At 34.6% G+C, this 21,703-nt stretch carries 25 protein-coding genes; 13 read left to right on the top strand and 12 right to left on the bottom strand.

The features are described 5' to 3' along the window. Positions 1 to 57: 57 nt before the first annotated feature. From C6368_RS10840 to C6368_RS10810, 7 genes are all read left to right on the top strand, one after another. On the top strand, positions 58 to 315 hold the full coding sequence (locus tag C6368_RS10840; RefSeq protein WP_107039280.1) for a type B 50S ribosomal protein L31: 258 nt from the start codon (positions 58 to 60) through the stop codon (positions 313 to 315). A 145-nt stretch (positions 316 to 460) separates the two neighbouring features. Further along, a complete protein-coding gene (locus C6368_RS10835) occupies positions 461 to 805 on the top strand; it encodes a cupin domain-containing protein (RefSeq protein WP_107039219.1) in 345 nt (114 codons plus the stop codon). Between the two features lie 2 nt (positions 806 to 807). Further along, entirely contained in the window at positions 808 to 1,206 is a 399-nt protein-coding gene (locus C6368_RS10830; RefSeq protein ID WP_107039218.1) for a group III truncated hemoglobin, read from the top strand. A gap of 19 nt (positions 1,207 to 1,225) precedes the next feature. Beyond that, a complete protein-coding gene (gene tpx, locus C6368_RS10825) occupies positions 1,226 to 1,717 on the top strand; it encodes a thiol peroxidase (RefSeq protein WP_199851628.1) in 492 nt (163 codons plus the stop codon). A gap of 64 nt (positions 1,718 to 1,781) precedes the next feature. Beyond that, the gene (locus tag C6368_RS10820; RefSeq protein WP_107039217.1) at positions 1,782 to 2,363 is read left to right on the top strand and encodes a hypothetical protein; all 582 of its coding nucleotides are present in this window, start codon (positions 1,782 to 1,784) and stop codon (positions 2,361 to 2,363) included. 22 nt (positions 2,364 to 2,385) lie between these two features. Further along, on the top strand, positions 2,386 to 2,709 hold the full coding sequence (locus tag C6368_RS10815; RefSeq protein ID WP_107039216.1) for a phosphoribosylpyrophosphate synthetase: 324 nt from the start codon (positions 2,386 to 2,388) through the stop codon (positions 2,707 to 2,709). Between the two features lies 1 nt (position 2,710). Beyond that, the gene (locus tag C6368_RS10810) at positions 2,711 to 3,178 is read left to right on the top strand and encodes a hemerythrin domain-containing protein (protein ID WP_107039215.1); all 468 of its coding nucleotides are present in this window, start codon (positions 2,711 to 2,713) and stop codon (positions 3,176 to 3,178) included. A 5-nt stretch (positions 3,179 to 3,183) separates the two neighbouring features. Here C6368_RS10810 and C6368_RS10805 read toward each other — a convergent pair whose 3' ends face one another. The 3 genes from C6368_RS10805 to C6368_RS10795 are packed head-to-tail and all read right to left on the bottom strand — an operon-like array spanning position 3,184 to position 7,777. Beyond that, complete coding sequence (locus C6368_RS10805; RefSeq protein ID WP_107039214.1) at positions 3,184 to 4,569, bottom strand: FAD-binding oxidoreductase; 1,386 nt, start codon at positions 4,567 to 4,569, stop codon at positions 3,184 to 3,186. Between the two features lie 23 nt (positions 4,570 to 4,592). Beyond that, a complete protein-coding gene (locus tag C6368_RS10800; RefSeq protein ID WP_107039213.1) occupies positions 4,593 to 6,668 on the bottom strand; it encodes an OmpA family protein in 2,076 nt (691 codons plus the stop codon). 11 nt (positions 6,669 to 6,679) lie between these two features. After that, positions 6,680 to 7,777, bottom strand: a complete 1,098-nt coding sequence (locus C6368_RS10795; RefSeq protein WP_107039212.1) for a tetratricopeptide repeat protein — start codon at positions 7,775 to 7,777, stop codon at positions 6,680 to 6,682. Between the two features lie 171 nt (positions 7,778 to 7,948). On the opposite strand from C6368_RS10795, the gene C6368_RS10790 reads away from it, so the two are divergent. Then, positions 7,949 to 9,160 (top strand): acetyl-CoA C-acyltransferase, encoded by a 1,212-nt coding sequence (locus tag C6368_RS10790; RefSeq protein ID WP_107039211.1) that lies wholly within the window; start codon positions 7,949 to 7,951, stop codon positions 9,158 to 9,160. Between the two features lie 56 nt (positions 9,161 to 9,216). Here C6368_RS10790 and C6368_RS10785 read toward each other — a convergent pair whose 3' ends face one another. From C6368_RS10785 to murB, 4 genes are all read right to left on the bottom strand, one after another. Next, the gene (locus tag C6368_RS10785; protein WP_107039210.1) at positions 9,217 to 9,720 is read right to left on the bottom strand and encodes a GNAT family N-acetyltransferase; all 504 of its coding nucleotides are present in this window, start codon (positions 9,718 to 9,720) and stop codon (positions 9,217 to 9,219) included. Between the two features lie 41 nt (positions 9,721 to 9,761). After that, on the bottom strand, positions 9,762 to 10,529 hold the full coding sequence (locus tag C6368_RS10780) for a CDP-alcohol phosphatidyltransferase family protein (RefSeq protein ID WP_107039209.1): 768 nt from the start codon (positions 10,527 to 10,529) through the stop codon (positions 9,762 to 9,764). A gap of 232 nt (positions 10,530 to 10,761) precedes the next feature. Continuing rightward, a complete protein-coding gene (locus tag C6368_RS10775) occupies positions 10,762 to 12,027 on the bottom strand; it encodes an aminotransferase class I/II-fold pyridoxal phosphate-dependent enzyme (RefSeq protein WP_107039208.1) in 1,266 nt (421 codons plus the stop codon). Between the two features lie 170 nt (positions 12,028 to 12,197). Then, positions 12,198 to 13,208, bottom strand: coding sequence for a UDP-N-acetylmuramate dehydrogenase (gene murB, locus C6368_RS10770; RefSeq protein WP_107039278.1), 1,011 nt, complete (start codon positions 13,206 to 13,208; stop codon positions 12,198 to 12,200). Between the two features lie 105 nt (positions 13,209 to 13,313). Between murB and C6368_RS10765 the strand changes: the two genes are divergently transcribed. Then, entirely contained in the window at positions 13,314 to 13,736 is a 423-nt protein-coding gene (locus tag C6368_RS10765; protein WP_107039207.1) for a hotdog fold thioesterase, read from the top strand. Between the two features lie 4 nt (positions 13,737 to 13,740). After that, on the top strand, positions 13,741 to 14,718 hold the full coding sequence (locus C6368_RS10760; protein WP_107039206.1) for a chorismate-binding protein: 978 nt from the start codon (positions 13,741 to 13,743) through the stop codon (positions 14,716 to 14,718). A gap of 1 nt (position 14,719) precedes the next feature. Here the strand turns inward: C6368_RS10760 and C6368_RS10755 are convergent, their stop codons facing one another. The 5 genes from C6368_RS10755 to C6368_RS10730 all read right to left on the bottom strand — a co-directional run bounded on the left by C6368_RS10755 (position 14,720) and on the right by C6368_RS10730 (position 18,804). Beyond that, positions 14,720 to 15,421, bottom strand: a complete 702-nt coding sequence (locus C6368_RS10755) for a glycoside hydrolase family 25 protein (protein WP_107039205.1) — start codon at positions 15,419 to 15,421, stop codon at positions 14,720 to 14,722. Positions 15,422 to 15,502: 81 nt separating this feature from the next. Beyond that, entirely contained in the window at positions 15,503 to 15,853 is a 351-nt protein-coding gene (rplS, locus tag C6368_RS10750; RefSeq protein ID WP_107039204.1) for a 50S ribosomal protein L19, read from the bottom strand. Positions 15,854 to 16,014: 161 nt separating this feature from the next. After that, on the bottom strand, positions 16,015 to 16,443 hold the full coding sequence (locus tag C6368_RS10745) for a hypothetical protein (RefSeq protein WP_107039203.1): 429 nt from the start codon (positions 16,441 to 16,443) through the stop codon (positions 16,015 to 16,017). Between the two features lie 191 nt (positions 16,444 to 16,634). After that, positions 16,635 to 17,750, bottom strand: coding sequence for a DNA polymerase III subunit gamma/tau (gene dnaX, locus C6368_RS10735; RefSeq protein ID WP_107039201.1), 1,116 nt, complete (start codon positions 17,748 to 17,750; stop codon positions 16,635 to 16,637). Between the two features lie 184 nt (positions 17,751 to 17,934). Next, entirely contained in the window at positions 17,935 to 18,804 is an 870-nt protein-coding gene (locus C6368_RS10730; RefSeq protein WP_107039200.1) for a sigma-70 family RNA polymerase sigma factor, read from the bottom strand. A 241-nt stretch (positions 18,805 to 19,045) separates the two neighbouring features. On the opposite strand from C6368_RS10730, the gene C6368_RS10725 reads away from it, so the two are divergent. From C6368_RS10725 to C6368_RS10715, 3 genes are read left to right on the top strand one after another with little or no spacing between them, the layout of a single operon-like run. Beyond that, positions 19,046 to 19,852 carry a 2,3,4,5-tetrahydropyridine-2,6-dicarboxylate N-succinyltransferase gene (locus C6368_RS10725; RefSeq protein ID WP_107039199.1) on the top strand — a complete coding sequence of 269 codons (807 nt, stop codon included), beginning with the start codon at positions 19,046 to 19,048 and terminating at the stop codon, positions 19,850 to 19,852. A 30-nt stretch (positions 19,853 to 19,882) separates the two neighbouring features. Continuing rightward, entirely contained in the window at positions 19,883 to 20,914 is a 1,032-nt protein-coding gene (gene meaB / locus C6368_RS10720; protein ID WP_107039198.1) for a methylmalonyl Co-A mutase-associated GTPase MeaB, read from the top strand. Next, the gene (locus C6368_RS10715; protein WP_107039197.1) at positions 20,907 to 21,701 is read left to right on the top strand and encodes a DUF6503 family protein; all 795 of its coding nucleotides are present in this window, start codon (positions 20,907 to 20,909) and stop codon (positions 21,699 to 21,701) included. The genes meaB and C6368_RS10715 overlap by 8 nt, the downstream gene beginning before the upstream one ends. The last annotated feature ends 2 nt before the right edge of the window (positions 21,702 to 21,703 follow it).

Below are 21,703 nucleotides of genomic sequence, written 5' to 3'. Positions count from 1 at the left end.
ATTTTAATTATTAAATTTGCCATCCGATTTAAGATAGAACAAGTAATTTTAGTTGAAATGAAAAAAGATACACATCCAGAAAACTACCGTTTAGTAGTATTTAAAGATATGACAAATGAATATTCATTTGTTACACGTTCATGCGCTGCATCAACGGAAACAATTGAATGGGAAGACGGTGCTGAGTACCCTCTAATTAAATTAGATATCTCTCACATGTCTCATCCTTACTTCACAGGTAAAGAGCAGTATGTTGATACTGCAGGTCGTATTGATAAGTTTAAGAATAGATATGCGCGTCACATGAAAAAATAGTGACCCACTATAAACATATTGAAAAGGAGAGCTTTACGCTTCTCCTTTTTTTTATTTCCAGAATTAATAAAGGATAAATTAGTCTTTTATTTGAACTATGCTTATTTTTGCTTGGGTTTAAAGTACTACCTAAAAAATTATTAGAATGAATAATAATTCTTTTCAAAACGAATTAATCTTTGGCGATGATAAAGTAAAGATTACTTTAATTCTAGAAACTTCTTTTTCTAAAGAAATAAGAATCGCCTTTAAAAAAGGACAAGTGATGAGAGAGCATAAGACTCCATTCCCAATAGTTGTTCATCTACTTGAAGGTTCAATTGAATTTGGAGTTAATGGAGAAAAGCACCAACTTTCCAAAGATGATATTTTAACCTTGGAAGGGAATGTACCACATGATTTGTTGGCAATTGAAGAAAGTATAGTTCGCCTTACATTATCTAAAATGGACACATCAGATCGTGTGGTGACAGTAGCTGAAAATTCTTAACCATGAGAGAAATTGAAAATAGAGAAGACGTGAGTGAGTTAGTAAATGATTTTTATGCTAAAATTAGGACAGACGAGACTTTGGGTCCTATATTTAATTCTCATTTGTCAGATGAACAATGGCCTTCTCATTTAGAAAAATTGACAGATTTTTGGGAGACTAATTTGTTTGGAATTCCTAAATTTAAGGGAAATCCGCCACATGTTCATGCAGAGGTTGATCGGAACTTGAATTATGGAGTAACACAAGAGCATTTTGCACATTGGATGCACATTTGGTTTAGAACCATAGATGAAAAGTTTGAAGGACGATTAGCAGATAGGGCAAAAAATGCCGCTAGAAAAATGTCTACCGGGTTGTATATTGCTATTTGGCACCAAAGACCAGGGAATAAATTATAGTAAAATTAAATACAATATCATGGAAATTAAATTTAAAGGAACAACTATTCAAACAAGTGGAGATTTTCCAAAAGTAGGGGATAAACTTCCAGAAATGAAATTAGTAAAGTCAGATTTAACAGAGTTAAATACGAATGATCTTAAAGGTAAAAAAGTTGTTTTTAATATCTTTCCTAGTGTGGATACATCAGTATGTGCAATGCAGTTGAATAAATTTGCGGATAAATTAAAACATAGAGAGGACGTGGCTTTGGTTTTTACATCATTGGATTTGCCATTTGCACTTAAACGTTTTTGTACTTCTAAAGGAATAGAAAATGCTATAACAACGTCGGATTATCGATATGGCGATGCTCATCAATTGGGGACTATAATGAAAGGTGGACCTTTGGATGGTTTGCACGCAAGAGGGGTAATTGTGACAGATGAAAACCTGGTTGTGCAATATGCTGAATTGGTTGAGGAAGTTACAGATGAACCAAATTATGAAGCGGCCTTAAATAAGGTTTAGGTGAGAACTTAAATTATTACTGAAAAAAAGTAAAAAATGATTATCTTATCGCAAAAGTACAATTATGAGATATATTTTAATCAGTTTATCATTTCTTATCGGTTCTATCGGAATTACGCAAGAGAGTTCAATGTCTAAGGAAACTCAAATTAAATTAGCAACGCATTTTTTATCTGAAAAAGAAAAAAGTGAAGCTAAAGTTTTAGGTTATTCCAATGATGAAAACATGATTGTTTTGCGTGAATCTGATAGTTACTTAACATGTGTTGCAGATGACCCAAAGAAAGAAGGGGTTCAAATCGTTTGCTATTATAGTGAATTAGAAGATTTTTTTCAAAGAGGACGAGTGTTGAAATCTCAAGGTAAAACACCAATTGAAATTCGAGAAATTAGAAAAAAAGAAATAGAATCAAATCAATTGAATTTTCCAGAAGGTCAAAGCATGATGTATGTATTCAATGGAAAAGAAGAAAACTTGAATAGCCAAACGGGAGAAGTGAAAGATGGGAGATTGCGCTATGTGGTTTACATTCCTTATGCAACTCAAGAATCTACCGGACTTCCGCTATCGCCCTCAGCACCAGGAATGCCGTGGTTAATGGATCCAGGAACGCACAGAGCACACATTATGGTGACACCAATTTAGGTGCACGCTAAAATTTTAGATTATGGCAAGAAAACCAACATACGAAACAGTATCTGAAGCGACCAATGACTTAATTAAACGTGGTTATACAACTGACTTTTATATTGAAGCTACAAAGGATTGTATTGTCTGTAGAAAATCAGATTTAGCTTTGTCTGAAAAAGATTTTGTTATCGACGAGGTTCATCGATTTGAAGGAGAAACAGACCCAGGTGATTCTATGATTGTTTATGCCATTTCCTCTAATAAACATAATGTTAAGGGGGTTTTAGTGAATGCTTACGGCGTTTATGCAGATGGAGATACATCAAAAATTGTTGCTCATTTACATAAACAATCTAAGTAAAATGAGTAAACCTAGAAAACCATTAAAAAGACATGAATCTTTGCAGCCATTTAGTAGAGAACATCACCAAGGTTTGCTCTTGGGGTGGAAAATTCGTAAAGGGATAAAAAATGGAGTTTCTTTAGAAAAGATCAAAAGTTACAACGATTGGTTTTTCGAAAAATATTTGAAACCTCATTTTGAAGACGAAGAAAAATATATTTTTCCTGTTCTAGGTGATGAGCATGTAATGATTGAGAAAGCTAAATCGGATCATGAACGCTTAAAAGAATTATTTTCAGTTGAACAGGAATTAGAAGAATCAATAAATTCTATCGAGGAAGAACTTGAAAGACACATCAGATTCGAAGAAAGGGAGTTATTCCAATTAATTCAAGAAATAGCTAGTCCAACAGAATTAGAGAAAATCGCCGAACTTCATGATGAATTAAGCTTTGTTGAAAATAGAGCGCTTGTTTATTGGGAATAAAGTCACTATTCAAGTATCTTCCCTGGATTCATTATATTATTTGGATCAAAAATTTGCTTTATCTCTTTCATCAAACGCAAGGACATCGCAGAAAATGGAATATCCATATAAGATTTTTGAACGAGTCCAATCCCATGTTCTCCCGAGATAGTTCCTCCAAGCTTTACTGTCAGCGAGAAAATTTCTCGGATCGCCTTTGGAAGTTCATTATTCCATTGGTCATCAGTCAGGTCTCCTTTTAAAATATTCACATGTAAGTTTCCGTCCCCAGCGTGACCATAACACACCGATTTAAAACCATATTTATCACCGATTTTTTTAACTCCGGCCAAAAGATTAGCTAACTCAAATCTTGGAACAACCGTATCCTCTTCTTTATATATAGAATGTGTTTTTACGGCTTCGCCAACTTTTCGACGAACTTCCCAAAGTTTGTCTTTCTGTGCTTGACTATCAGCAAATAGCACGTCGCCTGTTTCAAATTGCTCCAAAATGTTTGCGATTTTCTCACAGTCTTCGATAAGTTTATTTTCATCAAAACCATCAACTTCAATTAATAAATGAGCTTCGTGGTTTTCATCTATTTCCATTTGAATTGTAGGAATATTATCTATTGTCCAACGAATGGCATCACGCTCCATAAACTCCATTCCGCTTGGCGTAATTCCTGTTTTCATGATGGCAGCAACGGCTTCACATGCTTTCCTAGCTTCATAAAAGGGAACCAACATTAACATGTTCTCAGTCGGATGAGAAATTAGTCTCAATACAATCTTGGTTACGACACCCAAAGTTCCTTCGCTACCCACAATTAATTGAGTAAGATTATAGCCTGTCGCATTTTTTAAAACATTGGCGCCTGTCCAAATAACTTCGCCGTTAGGTAAAACAACTTCAAGGTTTAAAACATAATCTGCAGTTACGCCATATTTCACAGCTTTTGGGCCGCCACTATTTTCAGCAATATTTCCACCAATAAAGCAACTTCCTTTTGATGCTGGATCGGGAGGGTAAAACAATCCTTTTTCGCGAACAGCTTCTTGCAAGACTTGAGTAATTACTCCTGGCTCAGTTATGACTTGAGAGTTGTTTTCATCTATTTTGATGATTTTATTCATCTTTTCCATGCTCAAAGCCACTCCACCGTGAATAGGAAGTGCACCACCACTTAAACCTGTTCTAGCTCCAGATGGAGTAACCGGGATTTTGTTGTCATTGCAATATTTTAAAATAGCTGAAACCTCTTCAGTTGTCGAAGGTTTTAAAACTATTTGAGGAGGGAAAAGTAAATCTTCTGTTTCATCACGACCATATTTATCTAATATTTCGGAGTCGTTAAAAGCGATGTTCTTGAATTTGTTGAATAAAAAATCAATTTGTTCTGAGGTCATTTTTTCTATAATTGAAGAATGTATTAATTAGCAGTAATTTCAAACTCCGTTCTTCTATTTTCTTGTCTCCCTTGTGAAGAATTGTTACTGGAAATTGGTTTCGAAGCTCCATACCCTTGCGAAGTTAATCTGTCTGCTGAAATTCCTTTGCCCTTTAAGTATACCACGACTGCATCAGCTCTATCTTGAGACAACTTGTCATTAATCGTTGCAGAACCTGTATTGTCGGTATGCCCTGAAATCTCAACTTTTAAAGTTGGAACTTCTTTTAATAGATTTACCAGCCTGTCTAATTCTGCATTAGATTCACTTCTTAAGATTGATTCTCCAACATCAAAGAAAATATTTCGCAAAGCAATTCTACTTCCAACGGCAATATTTTTCAGATTGATTGTTTTGTCGATAAGGTTGTAATCGCTTCCTTCTGGAACATCAAAGTTTTCCGAATGGAATAAATATCCATCTGCTTTTACAGCAATTCCATAGTTTTTTCCAGCTGTTAAAGAGAGGAGAAACTTTCCAGTTGCACTGTTTGTTGTGAATCTCTCAATAATTTTACCATTTTTATTGTCTGTAATTTCTATCGAGGCTTCAACAGCTTTTCTAGTTAATGCGTCAATTGTTTTTCCTTTAAAAACGGTCAATGAAACTTTATTAACACTCACTACTTCTTCAATCTGAGGGTCTTTAATTGGTTCTGCAATCGAGGCTAATAAGTAATCCTCCATATCGACAATTGGATGTTTAGGAGCTCCCCAAAAAGTAACTTTATAAATGTCGAAACCACCTTGGCCATTTGGACGATTTGAAGAAATGTAAGCGTATTTTCCATTGGCTGTTGCTGCAAAAAAGAAATCGTCATAAGGAGTATTGATTGGATAACCCATATTTTCTGGTTTTGACCATCCTCCTTGAGTCTTTTTCGATACAAATATATCATATCCACCAATTGATTCGTGGCCTTGAGAAGCAATATACATTGTTTTTCCATCAATGTGCATGTAGATAGGGCCATCATTAAATTGACTATTTACCTGATTGATTGTAGTTGCAGTGCTATAACTTTTATCCATTAAACTTTGTTTCCCAGCATACATAATATTCGTTCCTTTACTCAGGTTTTCATTCCCTCGAGCGAAAAATATGTTGTATCCATCGTGATTATAGGAAGCATACATGTCATTCGTTCGTTTTGTGCTAATTTGATGATGCATAATTTCTGGAGTACTCCAATTCGAGCCCATTAAGATAGTTTCATATATATCGATTTGCCCTTCGTTATCTTTGTGAAGAAGCATTTTTGTTCCGTCGTAAGACAAGTTATTTACAATGTCGTCTAAAGTTGAATTTACACTTCCAGAAATTGGCTTTGCTTTTTGCCAAGTCCCATCATTGTTAAATGAACTATAGATGTCGTGGTCAAAATCTCCAACTACATTTGGTTTGTTTTCATTAGGTCGATTAGAGCTAAATATAATTTCTGCTCCATCAGTTGTAATCGTTGGTGCAATTTCGTCAAATTCTGTATTTAGTGCTTGAACATTATCAACCCATACACGAACAGGTTCTGCTTTAAATTTTTTAGCATATCCGCATTCTTTTTTTCGCATTGTAACAAACTTGTTGAAGTTGTCCGACTTTCTATAATTCTCTTCAAATTTCTTGTAAGAAACCAAGGCTTCATCAAATTTCTCTTCAAGTTGCTTAGCGTTACCATGATAATAATATAGGAATGGATCTGCAACTGGATCCAAAGCGTATGCTTTATCTAAAAATGGAATTGCTTTGTATGGGGTAGAAGAATGAATGTAACAAACTCCAATTCTGTAATTATTTAACGCGTTTTCAGGATTGAGTTTTTGAGCAATTTCAAATTCAATAAGTGCTTTTTTGAAGGTCAAACCTGGATCTCTCACTTCAAAAATAGCCAATGAACCTTCTTCAAATAGAGTAGTTCCTTTGTCAATTGCATCCGTAGCTTCTTTGTATGCATCGGTATCATCTTTGAAGTTACTGCGTTTGAACTCTACGTTTTGTGCTGTTGAGAATCCGCTGATCAATAAAGTGCTAATTAAAATAAATTTCTTTAATGTTTTCATATTAGTATTCTTTAAAATCCACAATTTTGTGATGCATATTGCGCTCCGGTTTCTGAGCCTAATTCTTTTGCTTTTTCCCAATCAGAACATGCTGCATTCATTTCTCGCAACATTTCATTTATCATTCCTCGATTTACATAAGCACTCGCATAGGATTTGTCTAATTGAATAGCCTTATCAGCAGCTATTTTAGCACCTTTGTAATCTTCTTTTTTAAATTTAGCAGCAGCAATATTTGCAAACCCTGGAGCATAATCACTTTTTATTTGCACACATTTTTCGAAATCAGATAATGCTTCCTCTATTTTATTGCGTTCCATTTGTGTTGCTCCACGATTGTTATATGCTAAATGAAAATTCTGATCTATTGAAATTGCTCTGTTGAATGCAGCAATAGCTCCATCATAGTTTTTCATTTTCATTTTTGTTGTACCAATATTGTTCAATACGAAAGCTAAATTTGGATTTTTCTTTTCTGCTTGTTCATAATCGGCAACTGCTTTAGTATAGTCTCCTTTCATTCGGTGACAACTTGCTCTGTCATTATATGCATAAGCTAAATTTCCGTTTTTTTCTATCGCTGTTGTAAATGACTGAATTGCATAGTCATATTCTTTTTGTAAGAATTGAAGTGTTCCGTAGTTGTAATATGCATTTGGGTTTTCAGGGTCTATTTCAATTGATTTTTTATAATCAACCTCTGCTTTTGTATATTCCAAACTCCCTTGATATGCTCTGGCACGTTGAAAATAAGCTTTAGAATAGTTTGGGTCTTTATTCAAGAGCTGACTTAGGGTTTTAGCTGCTTCTCCGTAAAGTTTAGCTTCATTCTCCGCAATTCCTTTATTATAAAAAGCAGCTGTGAAATTATTATCCAATTGTATAGACTTTTCAAAAGAGGCAACTGCCATTAAATATGATTTTTGTTTAAAAAGCTCAATTCCTTTGTTGTAAGCCTCTTGACTTGCGGCGGTTGTACTATTTTCTTGATTCTGAGCTGAAATAGAATCCATGTATGCTTGTTCTTTCTCGGTAAGCTCTTGACTAATTCCTGTATGCGCAAAAATGCATATACCGAAACCAAAGAGCAAAAGTTTTTGTTTTATCATCTTGTTCGTTTTTGCAATCCATAAATTTAGAATAATTAATTGGATTCCTTGGTTGGAACTTAACCCAATAAAGTATAAGATAAATAGAATTATTCTAGTGTCTTGGTAGCTTTTAAATGGAGTGTTCTGCGAAATTGTTGTTATTTTAGCATTTCAAAATCACATAGAAAGATGAGTAAAGAAGTATATATAGTTGACGGTGTAAGAACACCAATAGGGAGTTTTAGAGGTTCATTATCAAATGTTCGTCCTGATGATATGGCGGCTTTAGTTATGAAAACAGTTGTTGAAAGAAACTCTACATTAGATCCTAATGCAATTGAGGACGTGATCTTTGGTTGTGCTAATCAAGCAGGAGAAGACAATAGGAATGTTGCTAGAATGTCGCTGCTGTTGGCAGGACTACCGAACACAATTGGTGGGGAAACTATTAATCGATTATGTTCTTCAGGATTGTCGTCTGCTGTAACTGCTGCTCGTGCAATAAAGGACGGTGCAGGAGATATTTATTTGGCTGGTGGTGTGGAAAACATGACACGTGGACCATGGGTAATGAGTAAGTCCTCGGCGCCTTTTGGTAGTGATGTGAAAATGTATGATTCGTCCTTCGGATGGCGTTTTGTTAACCCAAAATTACATGAAGTTTATGGTACTGATGGTATGGGTGTAACAGCAGAAAACTTGGTGGCCAAATATGGTATTTCTCGAGAGGATCAAGATAAATTTGCTGCATGGTCGCAACAAAAAGCTGAAACAGCTTGGTCAAATGGTAGATTAGCTGAAGAAATAGTTGCTGTGGAAATTCCAAGACGTAAACAGGAAGCATTAATATTTGATAAGGATGAATTTTTCAGACCTGGAACAACGGTTGAAACATTAAGTAAATTACGACCAGCATTTAAAAAAGAAGGAGGTTCTGTTACTGCAGGGAATTCTTCGGGATTAAACGATGGGGCAGGAGCTTTACTTTTGTCAAGTGAGCAAGGATTAAAAGATCATCAATTAAAGCCAATGGCTAGGTTTGTTGGAGCTGCTGTAGCTGGTGTTGAGCCAAGAATTATGGGTATTGGACCTGTTTATGCGACCAATAAATTATTGAAAAGAACTGGTTTAACAATGGATGATATGGATATCATTGAATTGAACGAAGCTTTTGCGGCGCAAGCATTGTCTTGTACAAGAGCTTGGGGATTAGCTGATAATGATCCACGTTTAAATAGAAATGGAGGAGCCATTGCCTTAGGTCATCCTTTGGGAATGACAGGATCTCGTATTTTGCAAACAGCGGCTATTGAACTACAAAAAACTCAAAAAAGATATGCTTTGATTACCCTGTGTATTGGTGTTGGTCAAGGTTATGCAGCAATTATTGAAAGGGTTTAATTTTTTTGATTTGTAGAGGTATATTGTATTGTGCCTCTACAAATCAAAAATATTAATTATAAAACTTTCTCATATGCTCTTCTTGGGCTACCTCTAAAATAGACTTCTCCACAGTATTTATAGTCTAACTTTTCAAAAAGAGCCAACATTGGCCCATTGTCGAAATTTGTATCGGCTTTAACACTGTATATTTCATTTTCCAAAGCATACTGATCGATATAATTCAACATTTTCTTAGCTAGTCCCTTTCCTAAATATTCTTTAGCAATAGCAACACGGTGATAAACTACAAAATCTTCATTGGTTAGCCATTCGCCGTCAATATTGTCGTATTCAGGTTCATCATTAATTAGAATTGCGCAATAACCTACTATGTCGTTGTCCGCTGTCAACACGAATCCTACATTGTTTTTAATGTCAGTGCGAATAGAATCTTCATTTGGGTAGCCATCTTGCCATTGATTACTTCCATCCGATTTTCTTTGAGCAATCGCTTGTTGTAAAATGTTCCAAATTGATGAAGCATCGTCCGGATTTGCTTTTTTAAAATTAAACTGCATAGCAAAAAGAATTAAGTAAATATAAAAGTAAACATATCACTTTATTTCAAAAACAATTTTCGAATAGCTACAAAAACCAAGATCAATAACGTGTAACAAATAAAGAATGGAATTATGTATTCAGTCATGTTTAACATTAACATGATGGAAATTATTAACAATTGAAAGCCCAGTCCAAATATAGAAACTAAAGTCATAAACCATTTTGGAAATGGTTTACTCTTGGCTGCTTGTTTATCCAAAGCATAGATAATCTTGTCAAATGGACCATAAAAAGCGATATATGCTTTGTATATTTTGTTAACTGTAGATTGTTTTTCGCCTGGAAAAGCTTTCGGAGTTTCGTTTTCAAATATGCGACTAGTGGAGTCTCCATTCACGTTATTCCTAAGAATAACATAATAGAAATTATAAAGAGTGCCTTGAAGTTGTATTCCAAAAAAGGCAAGGAGCATCTCGCCAAATCGAATATCTGCAATATAAGCTATTGCACAAAGGAAAAGAAAGTTCAGCAATAAATCTGACAAGGAATCATAATACCTTCCTGTATGAGATGGGGTTTGTTTTAATCTTGAAAGTTCTCCATCTGATGCATCAATTATTGATTTCAGAACAATGAAAAATGCGGCTGCATAAAAGTATCCAGCTATAATACAAGCAATAGCAATCAATCCCACGATTAGAAATAGCGTTGTGACATGAAGAGGTGTTGCATTGGTGTTCATCAATGATTTTGCAAACCATCGGCCGGGTTTTCTTCCGTAATCTGATACATCAAGGAATTTATATTCTAAAGGGAGTTTAGACATTTTTTGAAATTACAAAAGAGATATGATCTCTTCATTTTATGATAATAGAATCGATGTTTGTAAAAGTAGTACAACTTAGAATGAAAACGCTTTTAATTCTAAACTGAATTTATGCACGAAACCAAAAAAGATATAAGGTAGAATTTGTTTATTTAACTAAAAAAAATGCTCCTCAACATTGTTGAGGAGCACTTAATTATATTAACAGGGCAAACAAATAAAAAATTAAATATTATTTGTCAACCTCTACATTTGCAAGTTTCTCTGCTTTATATTCACCCTTATCCAATTTAGCTTTCACTTTTTTGAATGTTTCGATTGTATACTCAACATCTTCTAAAGTATGAGCAGCTGTTGGAATCAAGCGCAACATAATTGTGTCCTTAGGAACAACAGGATAAATAACGATTGAACAGAAAATGCTATAATTTTCACGTAAATCGAAAGTCATATTTGTTGCTTCTGCAAGATTTCCTTGAAGATTGACTGGAGTAACAGCAGAATTAGTCTCACCTATGTTGAATCCATTTTCCTTCAATCCTTTTTGTAAGGCAGATGCTATTTTCCAAAGGTTCTCTTTGTGTTCAGGTTGAGTTCTTAATAACTCTAAACGTTTACGTGCACCAACAACTAACGGCATTGGAAGTGATTTTGCAAACATTTGTGAACGCATATTGTAACGCATGAATTCAATAATGTGTTCTTTTGCTGAAATAAAAGCTCCGATTGAAGCCATTGATTTAGCGAAAGTTCCGAATAATACATCAATTTCTTCATGTACACCTTGAGCTTCACCAGCACCCATTCCTGTTTCACCAATTGTACCGAAACCATGTGCGTCATCTACGAATAATCTAAAGTCATATTTTCCAGACTTTCTAAAATCAACGATCCCTTTTAGGTCTCCTTGGTCACCAGCCATTCCGAATACTCCTTCAGTAATTACTAGAATTCCACCGTCAGTATTTTCTACCAATTTTGATGCTCTTGACATTTGTTTGTCGAAACTTTCCATGTCATTGTGCTTGAAAACAAAACGTTTTCCAGCATGTAATCTCATACCATCCAAAATACATGCGTGTGATTCACTATCGTATACGATAACATCACCACGGTCAACTAAACAATCAATTGCTGAAACCATTCCTTGGTAACCAAAGTTCAAAAGAATTGTATCTTCTGTTTTCATGAAGTCAGAAAGTTCGTTTTCTAAAGCTTCGTGCTCACTTGTTTGACCCGTCATCATTCTAGCTCCCATAGGATAAGCCATTCCCCACTTTGCAGCTGCATCGGCATCCGCCTTTCTAACTTCAGGATGATTTGCTAAACCTAAGTAGTTATTTACTGACCATACAAGGCATTCTTTACCACGAAACATCATCTTGTTTCCGATTTCACCTTCCAATTTAGGAAATGTAAAGTAGCCATGAACTCCTTTAGCATGCTGTCCAATTGGACCTCTATTTTCTTTTATTTTTTCAAATATGTCTTTAGCCATAAAAGTCTTTTTTTGTCAACCTAAGAATAAGTTGTCATTTATTACGAATGCAAAGATAGCTGATTTTTAGATATTTTCATACTCTCACTACGTAAATATTAATTCTTGCTTTGCTTAAGTTGTTGTGAGTTAGTTGTGTAGATTGTTTAGAACTTATGTAAAACTTTATATTAATGAATAATATTCACCTCACGTTCTAAGTTTATCCCATAACGCTCTGAAATATCTTGAATTATGTTCTCAGATAAGTCGTAAATTTCCTTTCCTGTAGCATCTTTATAATTGACAAGTACAAGGGCTTGACGTTTATGAACTCCGAAATCACCGAAAGTTTTACCTTTCCATCCAGATTGATCAATTAACCAGCCAGCAGGAACTTTTACATTTTGCTCATCTACTTTATATGCAGGGATTTCACTATAACGCAATTGAAGTTTGAGATATTGTTTCAAAGGAATTACTGGGTTTTTAAAGAAACTTCCAGCATTCCCAATTTTTTTAGGATCGGGTAATTTTGATTGACGAATTGAAATGATCGCATCACTCACGTCCTTAATAGTTGGTTGAGAAATGTCTCTTGCTTTTAACTCCTCCTCAATCGCCCCATAACTTGTATTAAGAACAGGAGATTTTGAAAGTTTAAATGTGACTGATGTAATGACATATTTGTTTTTGAGCTCCTTCTTAAATACACTTTCTCTATAGCCAAATTGACATTCTTCATGTGTGAAAGTTTTTAATTTTTTTGTGGCAATTTCTAAAGCTTCTAAAGAATCAAAAACATCTTTAATTTCAACTCCATAAGCACCTATGTTTTGCATCGGACTAGCTCCAACACTACCAGGAATTAGAGATAAATTTTCAATTCCTCCCCAATTGTTTTTGATGGCATGTAGAACTAAGTCATGCCAAACGATCCCCGCACCAACTTTTAAAGTGACATCTTTATCTGATTCTTCAATCAGCTCAATTCCTTTAATTTCATTTCGTAATACCACACCGTTGTAATCACTTTGAAATAAAACATTACTTCCACCTCCTAGAATCAATAAGGGTTTGGTTTTCAATTCTGAAAGCAATGATTTAAGTTCGTTTACTGATGTAAATGGAGCGAAAAATTCCGAATGAACTGTGATTCCAAAAGTGTTGAATGGTTTAAGATTTACGTTTTCTTGAAGCATTTTGTCATATTTTATACGAATGTAATTACTTTTAGGGTGCACAAATAAAGAAAATGATTGTTTTATCATTATTCAATATTTAAAAACTTTTTAAAAATCAATAAGATGCTAAGACAAGTCGATTTAAAGTATATCAATTCTTTCAATAAAGACACAATGATGGAAACATTAGATATTAAATGTGTGGAAATTGGGAAAGATTATATCGTTGCTACGATGCCGGTTAATGCAAACACCCACCAGCCGATGAAGTTGTTACATGGTGGTGCGAGTGCTGCACTGATTGAAAGCATTGGTTCTATGGGGTCAACTTTGATGCTTGATGTGGAAAAGGAAGTTCCTGTAGGAATAGAGATTAATGCAAATCATGTTGGTGGAATGTCTTCTGGAATGGTAACAGCAGTGGGGAAAGTTGTGCATGCTGGAAAGAGAACCCATGTATGGCAAGTTGACTTAACAGATAGTAAAACTGGTCGTTTAGTATGTACTGGTCGTTTAACAGTAATGGTGGTTCCAAGACAGCAATAATATTATGGCATATTTAACATATCAATTTCCGAATGAAGAGGTGAAGATTTTAAAAGGGTCTTGGCGCGAAAAAAGTTTTGAGGATTTACCTGAAAACTGTTTTTTTATAACTGATTTCATAAAGGAAAAATCTTTTTATTTTATAGAAGAGGAGGAGGTTAGTGCATTTTCCAATGCTGATTTATTTTTTAATAAAGAAGACGATGTTTTTATTGCCAATGAAAAAGCTTATTTAAATGGTTTACAATATTTCATAGATGGCTTCGAAATGTTCGGAATTGAAAAAGCTATCTTTTCAAGAATTAAGCTGGTTGAAAAAGAGGAAGCCAGTAGAATGATTGAAGTTTTCCAACGACTAGCAAAGGTATATAAAAGTCAAGCTCTCGTATATTTGGTTAGCGATGAGAAATTTGGAACTTGGATTGGAGCAACACCGGAAACCTTACTTTCAGGGAACGAGAAAGTAATGAAGTCTATGGCATTGGCGGGAACAAAAAGGTCTGAAGAAACTCAATGGACAACTAAAGAAAGGGAAGAACAGCAATATGTAGTTGATTTTGTAAAAAATAGGATTGAGGCTCAATTTTCGGGGGATTTGTATGTCTCTTCTGCTGAAACAGTAAAAAAGGGTTCTGTTTATCATTTGCAAACCAATTTTGAATTCCCCTTAGCAAAAGAAAAATGGAATGATTTAATGCAGTCTCTTCATCCTACTCCAGCGGTATGTGGAACACCTAGGGATTTAGCGCAAAATTATATTCTGACGAATGAACCGCATAAAAGAGAGTTTTATACTGGATTAATTGGATTGAAGAGTGTGAATGAATTAAAAGTATATGTTAATTTGCGCTGTATGCAAGTGCTTGAAGATAATTTCGCGTTGTACCTTGGCGGAGGAATTACCTTGGCTTCAGATATTGCGAATGAATTACAGGAAACTGAAGATAAAAGTGAGACATTGTTGTCTGTGATTTTTGGTTGAATTATTCAAAACTCACTCTGCTTACATTTAAATCCAGCTTGACATTCCTATGAAAAGGTAAATCTCCTTTGTCAGTAAATTGCCAATACAGTATTCTGTCATCTTTAGGAAGTAGGAATGGTTCTGAATAGGCTGCGATCCAAAATTTATGGTCTTTAAAATTTTCTTGAAACTTTGTTCTGTAGAAATGGAATGAAGTATAAATAATCGGCCTTTTTCCTGTTTTTTTTTCAATTTCATTCAGAAAAGTCAACATGTTCTCAAATAAAATTTCATCAGAGGAGCCCTCTATTTCTACGTCTAAAACAGGCGCTAAATCTGTTTCAAGAACTTTATAGTGTTTCAAGAAATGTTCTGCTTGTTCGCTAGGGTTAGTGTTTGGACGAAAAAAATGATATGCGCCGTGTTTAATGTTTTTCCGAATTAATTCTTTTCTGTTGTAATCCCATTCTCTATCTGTATGGTTTTTTCCCTCGGTTGCTTTAGCATAAACGAAATGAATGGCTGGAGTAAGGGATTTCGAAAATAAGGTGTCCCAATTTATTTTTCCTTGGTGATGAGAAACATCAATCCCAAATCCTTGATAGTTTTTCGGAATGGCGTAGTTGAAATCACTACTTTCTTTAAATTGCAATGAGCTCCATAGGATTAAGCTGAAAATTATAAGAAACACAAAATTGATAGCAATTACAGAGCGTTTCATTTTCGAATTAAATAGAGATAACCAAAAAAAGGACTTCCCGATAAAAGAAAGTCCTTAAAGTATGTTGAAAGAAAAAAGATTTTAGAATCTTCTTTTCTCTTTAATTCTTGCAGATTTACCAGTTCTTTCACGGAAGTAGAAGATACGAGCTCTACGTACAGCACCATGCTTAAGTACTTTAATTTCTCCAATAAAAGGTGAGTGTAATGGGAAGATACGCTCTACTCCGATACCACCTGATATTTTACGTACAGTGAATGTTTCAGTTGAACCAACACCTCTGCGTTGAAGAACTACACCAGTAAATATCTGGATACGCTCTTTTTCACCTTCTTTAATTTTATATGAAACAGCTACTGTATCTCCTGCTCCGAAAGCTGGCGCATCGTATGCTGTTGAAAATTCGTTTTGAACTTCTTTTATTAAATCCATGACTATTATTTTATTCTTCTCCGAAATTGGGGTGCAATATTACATATAATTTATGAATTAAACACGTCGGATAATGAATATTTTTAAAATTATTTGTTCGCGTTTAATTTAGTGGCACAAATATACATAATCGTTTAACTCCGACAATGATAATTCTTAAATTAAAAATCAATATCTAAATTAAATTTTTGACGCAATGTTGTTAAGTGTGGATTGCGTTCTGCCATATCATTAAATTTGTCTTGACTAGAGAAGAATTTCCCTCCTTTAACAGTTTCTTCAGTAATCTTTAATTGGATAGACCAATTGTTGAGTTCTTTTCGCATATACCCAACAAGTGTTGTTTCATGAGTTTTAATGAATCCCATTTGAACATCATTGTCAACCCTGTGTTTGATTAGATAGTTTTCTCCAATTTCCGGGTCATTTCCTATCATGGCAGTATACAATGTTCCCATCCCTTCTTCTTTAACTTTGAAGGCGAACTTTCTCCAAGTCATTCTTAAATCATCGATAGTAAAAGATTCTGTTGGACGATTTTCGTGATTTTCCTCAACAACTTCTACTTTCTTAGTGTTTGCTTTCGACATTAGGTCGTTAATGCCTAAATAAGAGTTGTTAAGTTTTCGAGTAGGAGCTGTGAGCTTTTTAGCTTCCTTATTTAAAATTATAGGTTTTGGTTTTTCCTTTGTTTTAGGATTAGAGGTTGAGTTGGCTTTGTTATCCCTTAAGGCTTTGCTGTCTTTTTGTCCTTTGAAAGGAATGATCTCAACGGGATCAGTTAAGGCTTTTTTTTTTCAAGCTCATTTTTAATCGAACACAATTGCATTAAAGTTAGTTCGACCAATAATCTTTGGTTTTTTGCTGACTTGTAATTGGTGTCTGCACTACTAATTACACCTAGAGCACGCATGATGTGTTTGGCATCTATGTTTGCTGACTGTTCTTTATATCGTTCTTTTATAGCGTCTCCGACCTCCAGTAATTCAACTGTTTTTGGATTTTTACCAACTAAAAGATTCCGGTAGTGTTCTGATAAACCAACAAGAAATTGGTGACCATCAAATCCATGATTAACGATTTCGTGGTACAACAAAAGACTATTGGTGATGTTTTCGTCTAATGCATAGTCAACTAATCTAAAAAAGTAATCATAATCTAAAACGTTTAGGTTTTCTATTACTGATTTATAAGTTAAGGTCTTCCCAGCAAAACTTACAATTTGATCAAAAATAGACAGTGCATCTCGAAGTGCTCCATCCGCTTTTTGAGCTATTAAATGTAGGCCTTCACTTTCCGCATCGATTCCTTCGTTTACGGAAATCTTTTTTAAGTGATCAGCAATGTCTGAAATTTGAATTCTATTGAAATCAAAAATTTGACAACGAGAAAGTATGGTAGGAATTATTTTATGTTTTTCAGTCGTTGCGAGAATAAAAATCGCATGTTTTGGTGGTTCTTCTAATGTCTTTAAAAAAGCATTAAAAGCCGCTGTTGAAAGCATGTGAACCTCATCAATTATGTAAACTTTGAAATCTCCTAATTGTGGTGCAACACGCACTTGATCAATTAAATTTCTAATGTCATCTACACTATTGTTTGAGGCGGCATCTAATTCATATACATTTAAAGATTGACCTTCATCAAATGATTTGCATGAAGGGCATTCTCCGCATGCCTCAATGTTTTCAGTTTTGTTTGAGCAATTGATCGTTTTTGCTAAAATACGAGCGGTGGAAGTCTTTCCAACTCCTCGTGAACCACAAAATAAAAATGCTTGCGCCAACTGATCGTTTTTGATTGCATTCTTCAAAGTTGTAGAAATATTGCCTTGCCCAACCAATGTATCAAAGGTTTGGGGTCTGTACTTTCTAGCTGAAACAATATAATCACTCATGTTACAAAAATAATAGAAATTAAAGTCTTTTCGTTCATATCTTGTTTAGAAATTTATAAACTTTCAAAAGGGGTGATGTTTATTTTTAGGACAATAGTATTTGTTGAACTATGTTCATTAAACAAAAAAAACCGTCATCCCTGATTGTATCAAGAATGACGGTTTTTCTGTGTTAGATTAAATTTTATCCTAAATATGATTTAAGCATCTTGCTCCTTGAGGTATGTCTCAAGCGACGCACTGCTTTTTCTTTAATTTGTCGAACACGCTCTCTTGTTAAATCGAATCTGTATCCTATTTCATCTAAACTCATTTGACGTCTACCGTCTAGTCCAAAATACAGTTTTAGTACATCAGCCTCCCTAGATGTGAGAGTGGTCAAGGAGCGATTGATTTCTTTTTGTAAAGACTGGTGAAGTAAACCTTCCTCAGGTCCTTGTAAACTGTCATTTTCAAGCAGGTCGTACATATTCGAACTGGATTCATCACCTTCTTTTAAAGGGGCGTCCATGGAAAGGTGTCTTCCATTAGATTCTAAAGCATGTTTAACATCTTTAACGGATAATTCTAAATGATGCGCTAATTCTTCTGCAGATGGTGCGCGTTCTAATTTTTGTTCAAGTTCGGAATAAGCTCGATTTACTTTGCCGATAGATCCAATTTTGTTCAAAGGTAAACGAACTACTCTTGCTTGTTCTGCTAAAGCCTGCAAAATAGATTGACGAATCCACCAAACTGCGTAGGAAATAAATTTAAATCCTCTTGTTTCATCAAATCTTCTGGCAGCTTTAATTAATCCAACATTTCCTTCATTAATTAAGTCAGGAAGTGTGAGTCCTTGGTTTTGATATTGTTTCGATACAGAAACTACAAAACGCAAATTGGCACGTGTCAATTTATCCAAAGCACGTTGATCACCAGCTTTAATTCGACGGGCTAACTCAACTTCTTCTTGGGCGGTGATTAAGTCTACTCTTCCGATTTCCACCAAGTATTTATCCAAGGATGCAGTTTCTCGATTGGTAACTTGTTTGCTAATTTTTAGTTGTCTCATATCCCTATATTTTTTTGAAATTTTGATAATTATAATGCGCTTTTAAGGCACCTTAAACTTATCATACATTAATATAACGTTTTTATTCCGAAAAAGTTGGTTATTAAATATAATTTTATTAAAAGGGAGCGTTATTTAACAGTTTTTAGACTATTTGGATAAATTCAAAGCTGTTTTACTAAGTATTTCATCAGCCTTTCAAGAGAAGTCTGTTATATTTGTTAAAAATGAAATATAAGAGATGAAAGATATAATCGAAAAAGCATGGGAGGATCGTTCTTTATTGAATAACGATGAAACCGTACAAGCAATTGAAGCAGTTATCGAAGGCTTAGATAAAGGAGATTTACGAGTTGCAGAACCTGTGAATGGAGATTGGCAAGTGAATGAGTGGATTAAAAAAGCAGTTGTCATGTATTTCCCTATTCGTAAAATGGAGACTATTGAAGTTGGTCCTTTCGAATTCCACGATAAAATGGCATTGAAAAGAAACTATAAGGATTTAGGTGTTCGTGTGGTTCCTCACGCGGTTGCACGTTATGGGGCATACATTTCAAAAGGTGTAATTTTAATGCCTTCCTATGTTAATATTGGTGCTTTCGTAGATGAAGGTACTATGGTGGATACTTGGGCAACGGTTGGTTCTTGTGCACAAATTGGAAAAAATGTTCACCTCAGTGGTGGAGTTGGGATTGGTGGAGTTTTAGAACCTTTGCAAGCTGCTCCAGTAATTATTGAAGACGGAGCTTTTATTGGTTCACGTTGTATCGTGGTTGAAGGAGTTCGTGTGAGGAAAGAAGCTGTTTTAGGGGCAAATGTAGTTTTGACTAAATCAACCAAAATAATTGATGTTACAGGTGATGAGCCAATCGAAATTAAAGGGGAGGTTCCAGAAAGAAGTGTTGTAATCCCTGGTTCTTACACTAAAACATTTAAAGCAGGTGATTTTCAGGTTCCTTGTGCCTTGATTATTGGAAAGAGAAAAGCAAGTACAGATTTGAAAACTTCCTTAAATGATGCTTTACGTGAGCATAATGTAGCGGTTTAATCTAGAATTCTTTCAAAATGAGTTAAGGTTATGAATGAAGAACAACTGAAAAAATGGAAAGAAAAACGTCAGAAAAGAAGAGATTCTTTTAATAGTGATGGTTTACTTTCTGGTATTCTAAGTGGAGATCTTCAATCTTTAAGTAGTGGTATTACGTTGCTTGAGAGTAACCGAAAAAAAGATAAGGAAGAAGCTCAAAAATTAGTTAATAGCTGTCTTAAATATTCGGGTAAGTCAATTCGTGTAGGAGTTACTGGTGTTCCGGGAGTTGGGAAAAGTACATTTATAGAGTCTTTTGGTCAAGTGGTAATCGATAAAGGTTTTAAGATTGCTGTCTTGGCCATTGATCCTTCTTCAGAAAAAAGTGGTGGTAGTATTTTAGGTGATAAAACCCGAATGAATCAATTGTCGGTTCAGGAAAATGCTTTTATTCGGCCTTCTGCGGCAGGGAAATCTTTGGGAGGTGTGGCTAGAAAAACACGAGAATCAATTATTTTATGTGAAGCTGCAGGATATGATTTTATTTTAATTGAAACTGTAGGTGTTGGTCAGTCTGAAACCATGGTGAATTCAATGGTGGATTTCTTTATGTTGTTGATGTTAGCTGGAGCTGGTGACGAACTGCAAGGTATTAAACGTGGAATTATGGAAATGGCCGACGCTTTAGTTATCACAAAGGCGGATGGAGATAATTTATTGAAGGCCAGAAGAGCGAAAAAAGAATATGAAAATGCAATGCATTTATTTCCTGCTAATGAAAATGAATGGATTCCTAAAGCTTTAGTTGCGTCTGCAGTAGAAAACTACAATATTGTTAAAACTTTCGACACAATCGAGAGTTTTATGAATCAAACAAAAATAAATGGATCTTTCCTTATTAATAGGAAGCGTCAAGATAAATATTGGTTGCATGAAACAATTGCAGAAACCTTAATGTTGAGTTTTTATTCATCTGAGAGTTTGGTTAAAGTGATAGCCGAAGTAGAAAAAGATGTTGTTGAAGGAAAAATGTCTTCTTTTGAAGGAGCAGAAAAATTAATGAAAATTTACAATCATGAATAAATTATTTATTGCGTTTACAAGTTTGTTTTTATTTGCCGCTTGTAATGATGAAAAAGTAAAGGTTGAAAACGAAAAAGTTGAAACTACCTTGGATGAAAATGAATTTGATGATTTGTCTGTAGAAGCTATCGTTGATAGTGTTTTTCAAAAAAGTGGTTCTGGGTTAATCGATCAATCAAACATATCATTTGACTTTAGAGAGTTCCAATATGTGCGAATGTTGGGAGATGCTGGATTTATGAAATCACGAAAGTTTACGAATGATAAAGAAGAGGTAATTGTTGATACTTGGCAAGGTGATTCTTTAATTAGGACTGTGAATGGAAAGGTGATTGATTTAACTGAAAAGAAACGAAATGCCTATAAAAACTCAATTAATAGCGTTTTTTACTTCGCTTTCCTACCAAAAGCTTTAAAAGATCCTGCTGTAAACTTGGATTTGGTTGATGAGGTTGAGATCAATGAAAAAATGTATTACAAGATTAAAGTGACATTTAATGAAGAAGGTGGGGGAGAAGACTTTCATGATATCTTTCTATATTGGATAGGAATTGAAGATTATTCAATGGATTATATGGCGTATCAATATTTCACTGAAGAAGGTGGGATTCGATTTAGGGCTGTAGATAAAGTGCAAGAAGTAAATGGGATTTTATTTAGAGATTATTTGAACTATGCACCAAAAGAGAATTTGATGAATGACTATATGAGCGTAGATAAAGTTTTTTCTAACGATGGAATGAAGTTGGTTTCTGAAATTCGCTTAGAAAATGTAGTAGTGAATTAATT

The organism is Brumimicrobium mesophilum, assembly GCF_003025005.1.
GTDB lineage: Bacteria > Bacteroidota > Bacteroidia > Flavobacteriales_D > Crocinitomicaceae > Brumimicrobium > Brumimicrobium mesophilum.
Note: the sequence above shows the minus strand (reverse complement) of the source record. Positions and strands in the feature narration are given on the sequence as shown.

Bases quoted from the DNA above. Each gene is read 5' to 3' on its own strand.
- C6368_RS10795 (WP_107039212.1), bottom strand. From the start codon at position 7,777: ATGATAAAACAAAAACTTTTGCTCTTTGGTTTCGGTATATGCATTTTT.
- C6368_RS10785 (WP_107039210.1), bottom strand. From the start codon at position 9,720: ATGCAGTTTAATTTTAAAAAAGCAAATCCGGACGATGCTTCATCAATT.
- C6368_RS10760 (WP_107039206.1), top strand. From the start codon at position 13,741: ATGGCATATTTAACATATCAATTTCCGAATGAAGAGGTGAAGATTTTA.
- C6368_RS10790 (WP_107039211.1), top strand. From the start codon at position 7,949: ATGAGTAAAGAAGTATATATAGTTGACGGTGTAAGAACACCAATAGGG.
- C6368_RS10725 (WP_107039199.1), top strand. From the start codon at position 19,046: ATGAAAGATATAATCGAAAAAGCATGGGAGGATCGTTCTTTATTGAAT.
- C6368_RS10815 (WP_107039216.1), top strand. From the start codon at position 2,386: ATGGCAAGAAAACCAACATACGAAACAGTATCTGAAGCGACCAATGAC.
- C6368_RS10830 (WP_107039218.1), top strand. From the start codon at position 808: ATGAGAGAAATTGAAAATAGAGAAGACGTGAGTGAGTTAGTAAATGAT.
- C6368_RS10820 (WP_107039217.1), top strand. From the start codon at position 1,782: ATGAGATATATTTTAATCAGTTTATCATTTCTTATCGGTTCTATCGGA.
- C6368_RS10805 (WP_107039214.1), bottom strand. From the start codon at position 4,569: ATGACCTCAGAACAAATTGATTTTTTATTCAACAAATTCAAGAACATC.
- rplS (WP_107039204.1), bottom strand. From the start codon at position 15,853: ATGGATTTAATAAAAGAAGTTCAAAACGAATTTTCAACAGCATACGAT.
- meaB (WP_107039198.1), top strand. From the start codon at position 19,883: ATGAATGAAGAACAACTGAAAAAATGGAAAGAAAAACGTCAGAAAAGA.
- C6368_RS10745 (WP_107039203.1), bottom strand. From the start codon at position 16,443: ATGTCGAAAGCAAACACTAAGAAAGTAGAAGTTGTTGAGGAAAATCAC.
- C6368_RS10810 (WP_107039215.1), top strand. From the start codon at position 2,711: ATGAGTAAACCTAGAAAACCATTAAAAAGACATGAATCTTTGCAGCCA.
- C6368_RS10755 (WP_107039205.1), bottom strand. From the start codon at position 15,421: ATGAAACGCTCTGTAATTGCTATCAATTTTGTGTTTCTTATAATTTTC.
- C6368_RS10715 (WP_107039197.1), top strand. From the start codon at position 20,907: ATGAATAAATTATTTATTGCGTTTACAAGTTTGTTTTTATTTGCCGCT.
- tpx (WP_199851628.1), top strand. From the start codon at position 1,226: ATGGAAATTAAATTTAAAGGAACAACTATTCAAACAAGTGGAGATTTT.
- C6368_RS10730 (WP_107039200.1), bottom strand. From the start codon at position 18,804: ATGAGACAACTAAAAATTAGCAAACAAGTTACCAATCGAGAAACTGCA.
- C6368_RS10780 (WP_107039209.1), bottom strand. From the start codon at position 10,529: ATGTCTAAACTCCCTTTAGAATATAAATTCCTTGATGTATCAGATTAC.
- murB (WP_107039278.1), bottom strand. From the start codon at position 13,208: ATGCTTCAAGAAAACGTAAATCTTAAACCATTCAACACTTTTGGAATC.
- C6368_RS10800 (WP_107039213.1), bottom strand. From the start codon at position 6,668: ATGAAAACATTAAAGAAATTTATTTTAATTAGCACTTTATTGATCAGC.
- C6368_RS10765 (WP_107039207.1), top strand. From the start codon at position 13,314: ATGCTAAGACAAGTCGATTTAAAGTATATCAATTCTTTCAATAAAGAC.
- C6368_RS10775 (WP_107039208.1), bottom strand. From the start codon at position 12,027: ATGGCTAAAGACATATTTGAAAAAATAAAAGAAAATAGAGGTCCAATT.
- dnaX (WP_107039201.1), bottom strand. From the start codon at position 17,750: ATGAGTGATTATATTGTTTCAGCTAGAAAGTACAGACCCCAAACCTTT.
- C6368_RS10840 (WP_107039280.1), top strand. From the start codon at position 58: ATGAAAAAAGATACACATCCAGAAAACTACCGTTTAGTAGTATTTAAA.
- C6368_RS10835 (WP_107039219.1), top strand. From the start codon at position 461: ATGAATAATAATTCTTTTCAAAACGAATTAATCTTTGGCGATGATAAA.